This window comes from Acinetobacter faecalis, from assembly GCF_034187745.1.
Lineage (GTDB): Bacteria > Pseudomonadota > Gammaproteobacteria > Pseudomonadales > Moraxellaceae > Acinetobacter > Acinetobacter faecalis.
The window spans coordinates 33097-47585 of record NZ_JAXHPF010000008.1; the positions used below are offsets into that span (position 1 = coordinate 33097).

Genomic DNA, 14489 nt, shown 5'->3' on the forward strand with positions numbered 1-14489 from the left:
GATGTTTGATTTTTTACTGAACCTTGAACAGTGGTTGCCAGTATTGTTAGAAAACTATGGCGTATGGATTTATGCAATTTTATTTTTGGTAATTTTTGCAGAAACAGGTTCGGTATTCATGTTTTTCCTGCCTGGAGATAGCTTGCTTCTAGCAATAGGTGCGCTATGTTCAACGACAGACGTGATTCATTTACATTACATGGCGATTACGCTATTTACTGCAAGTACTTTGGGCTATACCGTAAATTATTATACAGGCAGCATTTTAGGTATTAAGTATTTCAACAAACATACACGTTACTTTAAACCTGAATATTTAGTTAAAACGAATCATTATTTTACCAAGCACGGCGGAAAAACGATTTTAGTTGCACGCTTTGTTCCATTTGTTCGTTCGTTCGCACCATTTGCAGCGGGTGCTACACATATGAATTTTGGATCATTTACTGCATACAATATTATTGGCGGTATGCTTTGGATTGGTGCATTGCTTGGTATTGGCTATGGCTTAGGTCATACGCTACATGCGGTTGTAGATTTATTTTAATTATAAAAATTATAATGCTAAGATCTAAAGTACCTTATTTGAAATACTTTAGATCTTAGATAGAAGTAAAATTAAATTATTAATCTGAAAATTTCGAACTTTTCAAAATATATTCAATTTCTTCTTGAGTTGCTGCATGTAATTTCGCTCGAAATACAGTAACTGCTTGTTCAATTAAACTTTCTGCTTCTAATTCCAAGCGAATACGAACGCTATCAAGTTCAGATAACATTTCACTATCTTTTACAGATAAATTATCTGCAATATTCTTAGGATTTTTTTCATAGCGATTGGTGTAGCTTTGCGTTTCTTGAACTAAATCTTGACGAATAATTTGAAGTTCTTTCGCTTGTTCAGCAAATTTTCGCTCTTCATCCAGTTGAAGTTGTTTGGCAAAAGCGGCTTCTTCAGCACGTTTATCTTCTAGCTTTTTTTCTAAAGCTTGTTGATGGCGAATACGAGCCTCTTCAATCAATTTCGCTTTTAATTCTGCATAAGCGACATCAATTTTTTGCAAAGATTTTTGCTGTTCTTGCTTGTCTCGTTCAATCCAAGCTTGTAATTGAACTTCAGGTTTTAGAATATCGAAGATACGATGGAGGTCATCAAGATATGCTTGACGCACAGCTTCGGGTGCTTCTAACCAACGCTGTTTAAAATCTTGTCCGACATTTAATGCCACCATCTTTCTCCTTTATTTTATAGCTTAGAGTTTATAAGTTTTTGGTTCTATTCCAAAACGGCGATACTGTTTAAACTTTTCACGACCGAGTTGTTTCGCCACTTCATTATTTTCAATAATCTCAATAATGTGACTAAATTTCTCAAATTGTTCAAGTGCTTGGTCATTAAAATTAAAAATGATCCAATCTGATTGTTCAGGAAGCTTTGCTGAAATGCAAATAGGTGCATTGGCATCATCTATTCCATGCGCAATAAAGCTAGTCGCATCAAAACTCCATAAGTGGTCATCAAGTTGCTGTTGTAACTCTAAGTTTTCACACAGCAACCAAATTTTCTCAGATTTTTTTAAAATCTTACGACATAAACGGCAAGTACTTTCTACTTGCCGTTCAGGACTTTTTTCAAAAAGATAAAAGCTTATTTTAGCCATTCGATTGGACACGATTCGCCAAGAATTGCATTAATAATGGAACAGGACGACCTGTAGCACCTTTGTTTGCGCCAGAATTCCAAGCCGTGCCTGCAACGTCTAAATGTGCCCAACGGTAGTCACGTGTAAAGCGCTCTAAGAAACAAGCTGCTGTTACAGAACCCGCTTTTGGTCCGCCAATATTTGCAATATCGGCAAATGGAGAGTCGAGTTGCTCTTGATAGTCTTCAAGAACAGGCATACGCCATACGCGGTCAAATGAATTTTGCCCCGCAGCATTAATTTCTTCAGCAAGTTCATCATCTGGTGTAAATAGACCAGTTAATACTGAACCTAAAGCAACTACACAAGCACCTGTTAACGTTGCAATATCAATAACAAGCGCAGGGTTAAAGCATTTTACATAAGTTAGTGTATCGCAAAGAACTAAACGACCTTCAGCATCTGTATTTAGAATTTCAACAGTTTGCCCGCTCATTGTTGTCACAATATCACCTGGGCGAGTTGCATGACCTGAAGGCATGTTTTCAGCAGCAGCAATTGCACCAACAACATGAATAGGAAGTTCAGATTCGCATAGCGCACGAATTGTACCTAATACAGATGCAGAACCACACATATCATATTTCATTTCATCCATGCCTAAGCCTGGTTTAAGTGAAATACCACCTGTATCAAATGTCACACCTTTACCCACAAGTACAACAGGTGCTTCTTCACGATTACCTTGATATTCAAGCGTAATGATACGACCAGGACGATCTGAGCCTTTGCTTACCGCAAGGAAAGCACCCATACCTAGATCAGCCATTTGTTGCTCATCTAATACAGTTACTTTAAGTAAATTTGGATATTCTGCTGCTAAAGCAAGTGCTTGATCTGCTAAATATTCAGGGAAACAAATATTACCAGGGCGGTTGCCTAAATCACGCGCAAGATCTTGTCCTGATTGAATTGCTTCAATGAGTGTTAATTGCTGCTGATTTAATGGGCTATTTGTCGCAATTAAATTCACTTGTTCAAGAATAAATTCATTCTTTTTAGACTTATATTCATCAAATGCATAAGCCGCTTGAGTTAGGCTTAATGCGAACAAATAATGTAATTCTTGAGGCAGTGAAGAAATATCAACACTAATCTGTTTGAATTTTTTTTGTGAAGACTTGATAATTGTTTGAGCAATTTTTGCTAATTTTGTAGCTTTAAGCTCAGTTGCTTTACCAATACCAACAAATACGCTGTGTGTACAATTAGAAACTTGTCCAATAAGTGGCAACGTTTCAGCTAATGTTGCTTTGAACTGTGTTGATTCAATAATAGTGTTTAAGTTATTGATTTGATATGTGTTAGAAGCATGTTGAACTTGTTCAGAATCAACTAATATTAACAAAGATTGGTTCGATGCATTCTCTTGGAATGACTGATTAATACTGAGTTTCATATGCGATTTTCATGCCTTTGTAAGGTTTAGTTCTATTGAAGCATTTTGATGAATAGCGTTTCAATGTGCAACATGAGTATAGTTTTATATTTTCAACATTAGGGTAAACTAGTGTTGGTTTTTTTACCCAGTTTTTTGGAAGAATTAATTTGATTATTCGGCGTTATCTGGTCAAGCAAGTTGTATCGACATCATTGGTGGTGGTCTCCTTATTGACCTTGATCATGATGGGTGGTCGTTTGATCAAATATTTTGGCGTTGCGGCACAAGGTCGTTTAGACGCTAGTATTTTATTTAGCATCATTGGTTATCGCTTACCTGAATTTTTAACGCTAATTCTTCCTTTAGGCTTTTTCATTGCATTAATGCTAGTTTTTGGTCGTTTATATGTCGACCATGAAATGGCTGTATTTAACAGCAGTGGTATTAGCCGTAATAAATTAGGTCGCTTACTTGTTCCTATGGCGGTTGTGTTTTTAGCTGTTCAATCATTTTTAATGTTATGGGCTGCACCATGGGGATTACGTCAGTTTGAAGAATTAACATCTGCTCAAGCTGTAAGAACAGGTTTCGACTTGGTTCGCCCCAAAGAGTTTGTATCTTCAGGTGCATATACTATTTATGCGACTGATTTATCCGAAGATCGTAAAAATCTAAAAGATATTTTTTTCTATCAAAAGGCAGATAGAGAAGGACAACCAGATGTGGTGATTTTGGCAAAAGAAGCAACTCGAATTGAAATGCCTAATGACAGTGCCAATGTGGTCGATTTAACAGAAGGTCGCCGTTACGAGATTTTTGCAAATAGCCCTAAATATACGCATATTGAATTTCAGTCTTATCGTTTACGTTTAGAAAATAATAAAGAAGCGAAGTTTGAGAGTACGGAAGTTGAAGCTTTACCAACATCTAAGCTTTGGCAAAATAGAGATGATGCTGTGGTTTCTAGCGAGTTATGGTGGCGTGTATATGTTCCATTTGCGATGGTTGTTGCACTTATTCTTTCACTTGCACTTTCTGAAGTTAGTCCACGTCAAGGTCGTTATTTAAAATTATTCCCTGCATTATTAATTTTTGCCAGTTTAATTGTGGTCTTAATGGCAATTAAAACTCGTATTAGTAAAGAAGAATTAGGTGCATGGGCGTACCCTGTAGCGTTATTCATTTATTCAGGTGTTGCAATACTGTTCTTACGAAAGCCAAGCCTTGCACCAAAAATTAAGAAACAAATTCAACGAGTGGGGTCTTAAAAATGTTAGCACGCCGTATTGTTGCAAAACATGTGACCAAAACAACTGCTCTAGCCATGCTAGGAACAACACTCGTTTTGGCTGGTTTACAGGTTCTTTTTACCTACTTAGGTGAATTAGGTTCATTAAAAGAAGGTTATGGTGCTTTAGATGCATTGAAATATGTTCTTTGGGGTTCCCCAGCATATTTATATGAAATTCTTCCTATTTCTGCGTTAATTGGAGCTGTACTGGGTTTGGGAGCATTGGCTTCAAATAGTGAACTAATCATTATGCGCGCTGCAGGCATTAGCTTGTGGAGCATTGTAGGTTGGGTGGTTCGTTCTGCTTTAATTTTGGTGGCGTTGTCTTTTGCACTAAGCGAATGGGTTACACCATATACGAATGAACAAGCAGAAAGCGCGAAGAAGCATCATCAAGTTGCGGATTTAGGTTCGGTACGTGGATATTGGACACGTGAAGGTCAACGTTTTATTTATATTGACTATGCAAACTCATCTGGTCAGCTAAAAAACATTCAAGTTCTTGATTTAGATTCTAATTACAATATGCGAGGCGTTACGACTGCCGAGCAAGGTAATTTTGTGAAAGATGGCGCTTGGACATTAGAAAATGTAAATAGAACGGATGTATTACCAAATGGTAATGCGGTGTTGGAGCAATCGGACAAACAACCACTTGCAATGGCTTTACAGCCAAAATATGTGCATATGGTAACGATTGATCCTGATAAATTATCTCCAAGTCAGCTCATTAGTTTCACAAGCTATATGCATGAATATAGCCAAGTACCTAAAACTTATCAGCTTGCTTTCTGGCAGAAACTCGCATCTCCATTTGCATTGATTGCTTTGGTTGTTATTGCGTGCTCATTTATTTTTGGTCCATTACGCCAACAATCTATGGGTTTTCGTTTAGTTATCGCCTTATTTACAGGATTAGGTTTTTACTATCTGCAAGACTTTTTAGGATATGCAAGTTTGGTGTATTCACCATCTCCAGCATGGTTTGTATTTTTACCAATTCTTTTCATTTTTGCGATAGGTGGTTATTTACTTCACCGCGCACGTTAAAATGCTTTGAATTGAATAAAACAATGTTCATCAGTGGCTTAAACCATCGTTAGGACATAGAGTCTTTATCGAAATTTCGGTAAAATGTATCGATTAATTTGTAAACAGAAAAGAGTGTATATCATGACGGTTGCAACTGCTGGCAAAATTCCTCACGTTTTAGTCATTATGGATGGTGTGGGGCACCGCGTAGAGGTTGAAGATAACGCCTTTTTAGCAGCAAAACGCCCAAATTTGACTGCAATGCAGGAAAAGCATCCGCATGGTTTAATTTCTGGTTCAGGTGAAGATGTTGGTCTTCCAGATGGACAAATGGGTAACTCAGAAGTTGGTCACATGAACTTAGGTGCAGGACGTGTTTTGTACCAAGACTTTACTCGTATTACAAAAGATATTCGTACAGGTGACTTCTTCGAACATGAAGTACTTGTAGATGCTGTAGAAAAAGCAAAAGCGACAAATGGTGCAGTCCACATTTTAGGTTTGTTGTCTGAAGGTGGCGTACATTCACATGAAGATCATATTGTTGCAATGGTTGAACTTGCATTAAAACGTGGTGCAAAAGTTTATTTACACGCATTCTTAGATGGTCGTGATACACCACCAAAAAGTGCTCAACCATCGCTTGAAAAATTAGATGCTGTTTTTGCTCAGTATCCAGGTCAAGGTCGTATTGTGACGATGATTGGTCGTTACTTTGCAATGGATCGTGACAATCGTTGGGATCGTGTTGAGCAAGCATATCGTTTACTTACAGAAGGTGAAGCAGCGCGTACAGTTGCAACTGCTGTTGAAGGTTTAGAGCTTGCGTATGCTGCGGAAGAAACAGATGAATTTGTAAAAGCAACGCGCATTGGCGAAATTGCTAAAATTCAAGATGGTGATAGCGTTGTATTTATGAATTTTCGTGCTGACCGCGCACGTGAAATTACTAAAGCATTTGTAGAAAAAGATTTTGCAGGTTTTGAACGTAAAGTTGTTCCAAATTTATCTAAATTTGTCATGCTTACACGTTACCAAGCAACAATTGATGCGCCTGTGGCATATATGCCTGAAGCGTTAAAAAATTCAATTGGTGAATACTTATCTGATTTAGGCAAAACACAATTACGTATTGCTGAAACTGAAAAATATGCACATGTAACATTCTTCTTCAGTGGTGGTCGTGAAGATGAATATGTTGGTGAAAAACGTATTCTTATTCCATCACCAAATGTTGCAACATACGATTTAAAACCTGAAATGAGTGCATATGAAGTGACTGATGAATTGGTTGCTGCAATTAATTCTGGCGAGTTTGACCTATTGGTTGTGAACTATGCAAATGGTGACATGGTAGGGCATACAGGTAAATTTGAGGCTGCTGTTAAAGCCGTAGAAGCTGTAGATACTTGTTTGGGTCGAGTGTATGAAGCAGTTATGGCACAAAAAGGTCATATGATTGTTACAGCAGATCATGGTAATGTTGAGCAAATGCAAGATTACGTAAGTGGCCAGGTTCATACTCAACATACAACTGAACTTGTACCATTTATTTATGTTGGTCCTACACAAGCTACAATCGCTGAAGGTGGTGTGTTAGCTGACGTTGCGCCAACATTATTAAACTTAATGCAGATTCCAGTACCTAAAGAAATGCAAGGTCGTAATTTAATTACACTGCCATAAACAATAAATAAAGGTGAATGAATGGCTCAACGCACTCTTGTTGCTATAATAACAACATGCTTCATGTGTTTGAGCCTTTCTACTGCTTGGGCTAAACCAACGCTCAAGCAGCCTGATGTTTTAACTTTAGATGACGAACAGTCATATGCGGAAGTGCCTGTAGAGGCAATTCAAAGCTTTGTCCAAATATACGGCATTGTTAAAGATAATTATGTTGCCGAAAAAAATGATGAAGATTTATTCCAGCAGGCTATTAAAGGTCTAGTGTCAGGTTTAGATCATTATTCGCGTTATTTATCTCCTGAAGAATACAAACAACTTTTGCAATATACGGAAGGTGAGTTTGCCTCTGTCGATTTTGATTTAGTCTTCGATCCACAATTACATCAATGGGTGATTTATGGTCTGAAACCCGATGCAGATTCTGCAAAACTCGGGCTTAAAAATGGGGTCATTGTTTTTAAAATTGATGATCAAGAATTAAAAAAATTAAATCACGATCAAGTACGTAATTTACTTTCAGGTGCAGTCGGTTCTACTTTAAATATTCAACTGACAGATAAAAGTGTTCCAATTACCATTGTAAGAAATAAGAAAATAGAAACAGATGTTCAGGCTCAACTTTTAAATAACCAAATACTTGTTATTAAAGTACAAGTATTTCAGCAAGATACAGCCAATGAAATTAAGAACCTTATTGAGCAATATGCATCATCACGTTTGAAAGGTATTTTGATTGATTTAAGAAATAACCCTGGTGGTTTGTTATCTGCTGCGGTTGAAAGTGCAGATTTATTTCTGAATCAAGGCATTATTGTGTCTACAAAAAGTCGTTCGGAAGGCGATCAGCAATTCCAAGCATTGCCAGGTTCTGAATTTCAAAAGTTAAAAGTGGGTGTGTTAATTAATAATCGCTCAGCATCTGCCGCAGAAGTATTTACCGCAGCTTTAAAAGACCATGGTCGTGCATGGGTTATGGGAGATAAAAGCTACGGTAAAGGTGTCGTACAGAAATTATTTGCACTGTCGAACGGCTCAGCCATACAAATGACAGTGTCACATTACTACACGCCTAAAGGCGCAATGATTGAGGGTGTGGGGATACAACCCAATCAAAAATATATTTTACAGCCCGATATGAAAGAAGAGGTGTATATAGAACATATTGCAGAATTATTGATTCAGCATAAATAATTAAGCTTCTTCGTCAGTATCTAGCCCGAATTTTTTCAAGCGATAACGTAAAGACCGAAAAGTCATTCCTAACTTTTTAGCTGCAAGTGTTCTATTCCAATGCGTTAAATTCAAAGCATTGAGCAGAATTTCTTTTTCAATTTTTTCTAAATAAGCTTCTAAGCCTTCAACAGGTAATTTAGTTGAATTCCCCCCTAAATTTGTCGATGTTTCAACTATTTCAGGGCTTTCTTCAATTTGTATTGAAAACTGTTTTAGAGGTGTGCTTTGTAAGTGCTTAAGGTCGATAGATTGCTCATCACTTAAGGTCATTGCACGTTCAATAATATTTCTTAATTCACGAACATTGCCCGGATAGTATTGCTCAAGTAAAAAGATTTTCGCTTTATCTGTAAGATATTTAGGCGCAATACGCCATTCTTGAGATACACGCTGTATGAAGTGTTCTGCCAATAATAAAATATCATTACCACGCTCTCTAAGCGGGGGTAAAACCAAATCCATCACGTGAATACGAAAGAATAAATCTTGGCGGAAACGTCCTTGATGTACCATACTTTCTAAGTCTTGATGACTTGCGCTTATAACACGAAAATCTACATCAATTTCTGTGTCTGAACCAACTGGACGAATGCGTTTTTCTTGAACTGCGCGAAGTAATTTTACTTGCATGTTCAGGGGGAGTTCTGCAATTTCATCTAAGAATAAACTACCACCATGTGCAGATTGAATAAGACCTTGCTTGTCTTGAGTTGCACCCGTAAAACTTCCTTTTTTATGACCAAATAGCTCACTTTCCATGAGGTCTGAAGGAATAGCACCGCAGTTAATGGCAATAAAAGGACCTTCATTACGGTTGCTTAAACGGTGTACTAAATTAGCAACGACTTCTTTACCTGTGCCAGATTCACCTGTAATAAAGACAGGTGCTTGAGAGCGTGCTATTTTTTTAATGGTTGAGCGTAATTGCTGAATGGGTGCCGATTGACCAATGAGCATCTTATATTCAAGTAAATTTTCATTATTACTTTCGGTAGATGCTAGAGGCTTATTTAGGGCTTTATCTAGAAGTTGCTGTAGGTGTTGTTGCTTAATTGGTTTATTTACAAAATCAAAAGCACCCGCTTTTAATGCAGAAATTGCAAGATCCATGTTTCCATAAGCAGTAAGCACTGCAATTGGGGTGTTTGGATGGTTTTTGGAAATATGCTCAACAAGCTCTACGCCATTCCCATCGGGTAAATTGAAGTCTGTAAGGCAAGCATCATAATTATTTTTTGAGAGTAATACTTTTGCTTCACTAACTTTATGTGCAACATGTGTGTGCATGCCCATACGTGATAATGTCATAGACATAAGTGTGCATAAATCTTCCTCGTCATCAACAAGTAAGATAAGTGGTGCTGAATCCAAAATATTTCCCCAAAACTAATTTATTACTATACGGGGGCATTCAATTCTAAAGCATGCCCCACATTGTTTTTCTACATAACTCAGTTTAGCTTGGTTTGCCTCACAAAAACTATGTGATAAGTATAATCCTAAACCAGTTCCTGTGATTTCGGTACTAAAAAATGGTTGAAATAGCGAGCGAATGTTTTCATGCGAAATACCTTCACCAAAATCAATTACATCAAGTCTGATATAGCTCTCATGGCTATAAATATTTAATTCTATATGGCTTCTGTCTTTATTATTGTGTCGTATTGCATTTCGAATAAGATTAATAAGCACTTGTTGAATTTGTGATTCATCAAAATTAATAAATGAAGATGCTTCTATATTTGCTTGAATTTTATCTGCAATATCAAGCAGATTATCTTGGATAAATGCAGGTATAAAAGTATTTAAATGAATGGTTGAAGTATGTGTTTCGTTGTTTTTGACCATGCTTAAAGTGTCATGAATAATTTTATCTATCCGTTGAGCCTGTTTGTTCACCATTTTTATGAGTTGCTTTTGTTGAAGATCGTCGCTGCCCTCGAGAAGATTATTTGCTTGGACAATGGTTGCAAGAGGATTACGAATTTCGTGGGCAATACTTGCAGATAGTTGCCCTAGAGATGCAAGTTTAAGTTGCTGTGCATGTTGATTGATTCGCTTTGAATCTTGTAGCACTAGGAGAGTTAGTGTTTGGTGAGGTACAATTAATTTTTGAACCTTTACGTGAATATGTGAATTACTTTGTTGCGATTCAAATTCGAATTTTTCGCCATCTTTAAGCTGATCAAATTTTAAAATTTCAAACAAATCTGGTTGTGCTTTATAAAGTGGAAATGGATCAATGGCATAGAGTGGACTAATACCAAGTAATTCACGAGCCGCGGGGTTGCTTAGTGCAATATGACAATTTTCATCTAAAACTAAGTAGCCGGTTTCAATTTGTTCGAGAATATAGCGGTTAATATTTTGTAGTTTGTTAATCTCTAAAGATTGAGTAAAACTCCAGTTTTCAAGTACTTGAAATCGACGGATCGTAAGCTGCCCAATAATGTAGACAACAATAAATAAAATTGCGAGAAGTGCGCTAATACTCAAATTATTTAGAGAGGCTAGAGAAAAAAGACCACTTAAAAACTGCTGATACACGACACTAATAACAGCGACAAGTGTAATAAATAGTGCTTTTTTGGCTTCTAAAAGTAAAGATGCGGCAAAGATGGCAATTGCGAATAATAAGCTGATATGTAGACTTGGGCCATCTGAAGCAAATGTAAGTGCGCTAAAAAGTATGACATCTATAGCGAAAAATAATGTGATTTGTCGAACAATATGAAATGAATAAAATTTATAGAAGACTAATTGTGCAAGGCTTAAAAAAATGTAAATGCTAACAGATGACAAATACAGTAAGGGATGACCATAGTCATGCTGTAGGTTCTGATAAGTCAAAAAGAAAACGAAGAATAAACAAAGTGCAATGATGAGGCGGTATGTTCCATACCATAACCCCAATCTGTATCTGTTGTGCTCAGAATTACTGTAATTAGAATACATAAGCCTATACGTTACTCAGACGTTATTTAAGGTTTTATTAAGCCATAACGCATTGCTAAATGTGTGAGTTTTACATCACTATCAATACTTAGTTTTTCAAAAATTCGATAGCGGTAAGTATTTACAGTTTTTACGCTCACAAAGAGTTTATCTGCAATCTCTTGAGTGCTAATACAGTTTACAACCATCATTGCAACTTGCATTTCACGTTCAGATAAGCTGTCGAAAGGAGACTGCTGAGTATCTGATAAATATGAACTTGCTAACTGTTCCGCAATATCGGCACTAAAGTATTTACCACCTTGCATAACCTTATTAATTGCACGTACCATTTCTGTAACAGGTGCACCTTTTGTAATGTAGCCTTTCGCACCTGCTTTTAATAATAATGAAGGATACGGTTCTTCAGCTAAACCACTGACTGCAATGACTTTTGTGTCTGGTGATGACTGTAATAAGCGGCGTGTTGTTTCAACACCACCAATACCAGGCATATTTACATCAAGCAGAACAACATTCGGGGCATTTTGACGGATAAGATTAATTGCTTCTTCACCAGATTCAGCTTGGCCAATGACATCAATTTCAGCATGGTCTTCTAGCATCCGACAAATGCCAGTACGCACTAATTCATGATCATCTACTACTAAAACTGTGATCACCCGCAATCTCCCTCTAGTTTATTCATCTTTTTTGTTACATATCGCAAAATAAGCTTGCAATGAAATGGCAAAATTAGCAATCCTATTATCAATATTAATTGAAAACATGTATGCAATTGCTAATGGGCTGTCTATTGCTCATTATTTGTGTTAAATGTAAGACATATTTGAGGTAATAAGCAAATGTATATTACCTCCATAAGTTGAGTAAATATTCGTGAAAAATACTAAAAAACTGCTAATGAATGCTTTGGGTGCATCATTAATGCTTTGTATGAGTTCAACTGGTTTTGCTGAAATAGTAATGAATTCTTCTGGGAATTCAGGTCAAGCAAATATTAGTTGGTCATCTGAAGAAGCTAATTTATTGTTAAATGGGGATGTTTCTGCAAATTCAGCATCATCATTTAATGAGCCATCACCTAAAGGCTCGGTGAATGTAACTACAACTGTTCGTAGCGGAGCTGCTGCTCAATCTACACCTAAAACAGTACAAATTGTAGATACTTCTAATTTTTCTGATCAGCCTACTGTAAGTGCTCGTGCGGCTTTAATTATGGATGCACAAACGGGTGAAGTATTATTTGGCAAGAATACCAATACATCACTTCCTATTGCATCTATTACAAAATTAATGACAGCTGTTGTAACGGCAGATGCTCGTTTAAATATGTCAGAGCAAATTACTTTACAGCAAATTGATTTCGCAGGTGCAGGCGGTAAGAACTCTAGTTCTACTTTACGTGTTGGCGATAAAATGAATCGTGCCGAAGCCTTATTGTTTGCTTTAATGAAGTCAGAAAATCCTGCTGCGGCTGCTTTAGCGCGTACATATCCAGGTGGGCGTAATGCATTTTATGCCGCGATGAATGCAAAAGCGCGTAGTTTGGGTATGACATCGACTCATTATGTTGAGTCGAGCGGTTTAGACCCACGTAATGTATCTTCTGCACGTGATTTGGGCATTTTAGTTTCCGCTGCATCTCAGTACAGTGTGATTCGTCAATTCTCTACAACACCAAGTTATGATTTTAATTTGGGTTACCGTGTATTGAAGTCAAACAATACGAACTCTTTAGTACGTAATGGCGGTTGGAATATTAATATTTCTAAGACTGGATATATTAACGAAGCAGGTCGTTGCGTTGTAATGCATACCACGTTAAATAATCGTCCTGCAGTTGTTGTTATTTTAGGTGCAAACAATACCCAAGCACGTAATAACGATGCTATTCGCCTAATGAACTGGGCAAGCCAATTACCAAAAAGCATTTAATTTCTAATTTAAGAAGATCTTTGAGTTGACTCAACACTTAAAGATTTTCTATAAAAAAATCCCTGCATTTGCAGGGATTTTTTTGATCTAACTATCTAAAATAAATTACATATTAGATAAAATTGAATCGCGAACTTGATCTAAAGTTGCATCAATTGAAAGCATTACAGCATCAGAACATTGTTTGATTGCTGTATCAGGATCTTTCAGGCCGTTACCTGTAACAGTACAAACAATCACTGAACCTTCTTTGATTTTACCCGCTTTAATATCACGGATTGCACCACCTACTGAAGCAGCAGAAGCAGGCTCAACAAATACGCCTTCATACATAGAAAGCAAACGTTGTGCCTCTAAAATTTCAGCATCAGTAAGTTCATCGAACCAACCATTTGAATCACGGACTACAGCTTTTGCATGGTTCCAGCTTTGTGGATTACCAATACGAATTGCAGTTGCTACAGTTTCAGGGTTTTCAACAGGAGCACCACGTAAGAATGGAGCAGCACCAGAAGCTTGGTAACCTGCCATAATTGGCAAGCCAGCAGGTTTTGGACCTGTGAATGTATCAGTTGCAGGATCATAAACAACTTGTTCAAACTCACCAGCAGGTTGGTTTGCAACAGCTTCTGTATAACCCATCCAGTGTGCAGTGATGTTACCTGCGTTACCTACTGGTAAGCAGTGATAGTCAGGTGCACGACCTAGCTCATCAACAATTTCGTAAGCAATGGTTTTTTGACCTTGCAAACGGTAAGGGTTGATTGAGTTCACAATTGTTACAGGTGCTTTGTCTGCAATTTCTTTAACAAGGCGCATACCATCGTCAAAGTTACCGCGAATTTGCATAGTGATTGCACCATACATCATCGCTTGCGCCATTTTACCCATGGCAATTTTGCCTTCAGGGATTAAAACAAACGCTTTCATACCCGCACGAGCAGCATAGGCAGCCGCCGCAGCTGAAGTATTACCTGTAGATGCACAAATAATTGCTTTAGAGCCTTCTTCAGCAGCTTTTGTTACAGCCATGGTCATACCACGGTCTTTAAATGAACCAGTCGGGTTTAAGCCTTCATACTTCACATAAATTTCAACATTTTTGCCAATAATGCGCGGAATATTCGCAAGCTTAATCAGTGGGGTATTACCTTCGCCTAGTGATACGGCAGGGGTAGTTGCAGACACTGGTAAACGGTCGCGATAGCGGTCAACTAAACCAGTATAACGATTGGCATTCGACATGATGATGTTCCAATTGTGGATA

General features: G+C 37.4%; 12 protein-coding genes and 2 pseudogenes. 6 read left to right on the forward strand and 8 right to left on the reverse strand.

Annotation, left to right across the window (positions count from 1 at the left end):
• Position 1 precedes the first annotated feature (1 nt).
• A complete protein-coding gene (locus SKM54_RS09655) occupies positions 2-547 on the forward strand; it encodes a VTT domain-containing protein (protein ID WP_154771928.1) in 546 nt (181 codons plus the stop codon).
• 79 nt (positions 548-626) lie between these two features.
• Here the strand turns inward: SKM54_RS09655 and blhA are convergent, their stop codons facing one another.
• The 3 genes from blhA to SKM54_RS09670 are packed head-to-tail and all read right to left on the reverse strand — an operon-like array spanning position 627 to position 3102.
• Positions 627-1232 carry a cell division protein BlhA gene (blhA, locus tag SKM54_RS09660; RefSeq protein ID WP_321095245.1) on the reverse strand — a complete coding sequence of 202 codons (606 nt, stop codon included), beginning with the start codon at positions 1230-1232 and terminating at the stop codon, positions 627-629.
• A gap of 21 nt (positions 1233-1253) precedes the next feature.
• A complete protein-coding gene (locus tag SKM54_RS09665; protein WP_321095276.1) occupies positions 1254-1661 on the reverse strand; it encodes a DNA polymerase III subunit chi in 408 nt (135 codons plus the stop codon).
• Entirely contained in the window at positions 1654-3102 is a 1449-nt protein-coding gene (locus SKM54_RS09670; protein WP_321095246.1) for a leucyl aminopeptidase, read from the reverse strand. The genes SKM54_RS09665 and SKM54_RS09670 overlap by 8 nt, the downstream gene beginning before the upstream one ends.
• Before the next feature lie 149 nt (positions 3103-3251).
• Between SKM54_RS09670 and lptF the strand changes: the two genes are divergently transcribed.
• The 4 genes from lptF (at position 3252) to SKM54_RS09690 (ending at position 8287) form a co-directional block, all read left to right on the forward strand.
• Complete coding sequence (lptF, locus tag SKM54_RS09675; RefSeq protein WP_321095247.1) at positions 3252-4352, forward strand: LPS export ABC transporter permease LptF; 1101 nt, start codon at positions 3252-3254, stop codon at positions 4350-4352.
• A gap of 2 nt (positions 4353-4354) precedes the next feature.
• Entirely contained in the window at positions 4355-5425 is a 1071-nt protein-coding gene (gene lptG / locus SKM54_RS09680; RefSeq protein WP_321095248.1) for an LPS export ABC transporter permease LptG, read from the forward strand.
• Between the two features lie 123 nt (positions 5426-5548).
• Positions 5549-7093 (forward strand): 2,3-bisphosphoglycerate-independent phosphoglycerate mutase, encoded by a 1545-nt coding sequence (gpmI, locus tag SKM54_RS09685; RefSeq protein ID WP_321095249.1) that lies wholly within the window; start codon positions 5549-5551, stop codon positions 7091-7093.
• A gap of 21 nt (positions 7094-7114) precedes the next feature.
• Positions 7115-8287 carry a S41 family peptidase gene (locus SKM54_RS09690; RefSeq protein ID WP_321095250.1) on the forward strand — a complete coding sequence of 391 codons (1173 nt, stop codon included), beginning with the start codon at positions 7115-7117 and terminating at the stop codon, positions 8285-8287.
• Here SKM54_RS09690 and SKM54_RS12380 read toward each other — a convergent pair.
• From SKM54_RS12380 to gacA, 4 genes and pseudogenes are all read right to left on the reverse strand, one after another.
• A pseudogene (locus tag SKM54_RS12380) lies at positions 8288-8470 on the reverse strand (helix-turn-helix domain-containing protein); the annotation flags it as partial. It abuts the gene before it with no gap.
• 65 nt (positions 8471-8535) lie between these two features.
• Positions 8536-9643, reverse strand: a pseudogene (locus SKM54_RS09695) (sigma-54-dependent transcriptional regulator); the annotation flags it as partial.
• Positions 9644-9715: 72 nt separating this feature from the next.
• Positions 9716-11284: a two-component system sensor histidine kinase NtrB gene (locus SKM54_RS09700; RefSeq protein ID WP_321087809.1), complete on the reverse strand. Its 1569-nt coding sequence runs from the start codon at positions 11282-11284 to the stop codon at positions 9716-9718.
• Positions 11285-11310: 26 nt separating this feature from the next.
• Positions 11311-11946 carry a response regulator transcription factor GacA gene (gene gacA, locus SKM54_RS09705; protein WP_171501186.1) on the reverse strand — a complete coding sequence of 212 codons (636 nt, stop codon included), beginning with the start codon at positions 11944-11946 and terminating at the stop codon, positions 11311-11313.
• Between the two features lie 217 nt (positions 11947-12163).
• On the opposite strand from gacA, the gene SKM54_RS09710 reads away from it, so the two are divergent.
• Positions 12164-13222, forward strand: a complete 1059-nt coding sequence (locus SKM54_RS09710; RefSeq protein ID WP_321095252.1) for a serine hydrolase — start codon at positions 12164-12166, stop codon at positions 13220-13222.
• Positions 13223-13327: 105 nt separating this feature from the next.
• Here the strand turns inward: SKM54_RS09710 and thrC are convergent, their stop codons facing one another.
• On the reverse strand, positions 13328-14467 hold the full coding sequence (gene thrC, locus SKM54_RS09715; RefSeq protein WP_321087811.1) for a threonine synthase: 1140 nt from the start codon (positions 14465-14467) through the stop codon (positions 13328-13330).
• Positions 14468-14489: the final 22 nt, after the last annotated feature.

What these genes read in the sequence shown, in the direction of transcription:
- SKM54_RS09655 (WP_154771928.1), top strand. Translation starts at nt 2, where the DNA reads ATGTTTGATTTTTTACTGAACCTTGAACAGTGGTTGCCAGTATTGTTA.
- SKM54_RS09665 (WP_321095276.1), bottom strand. Translation starts at nt 1,661, where the DNA reads ATGGCTAAAATAAGCTTTTATCTTTTTGAAAAAAGTCCTGAACGGCAA.
- thrC (WP_321087811.1), bottom strand. Translation starts at nt 14,467, where the DNA reads ATGTCGAATGCCAATCGTTATACTGGTTTAGTTGACCGCTATCGCGAC.
- blhA (WP_321095245.1), bottom strand. Translation starts at nt 1,232, where the DNA reads ATGGTGGCATTAAATGTCGGACAAGATTTTAAACAGCGTTGGTTAGAA.
- gpmI (WP_321095249.1), top strand. Translation starts at nt 5,549, where the DNA reads ATGACGGTTGCAACTGCTGGCAAAATTCCTCACGTTTTAGTCATTATG.
- SKM54_RS09670 (WP_321095246.1), bottom strand. Translation starts at nt 3,102, where the DNA reads ATGAAACTCAGTATTAATCAGTCATTCCAAGAGAATGCATCGAACCAA.
- SKM54_RS09700 (WP_321087809.1), bottom strand. Translation starts at nt 11,284, where the DNA reads ATGTATTCTAATTACAGTAATTCTGAGCACAACAGATACAGATTGGGG.
- SKM54_RS09690 (WP_321095250.1), top strand. Translation starts at nt 7,115, where the DNA reads ATGGCTCAACGCACTCTTGTTGCTATAATAACAACATGCTTCATGTGT.
- lptG (WP_321095248.1), top strand. Translation starts at nt 4,355, where the DNA reads ATGTTAGCACGCCGTATTGTTGCAAAACATGTGACCAAAACAACTGCT.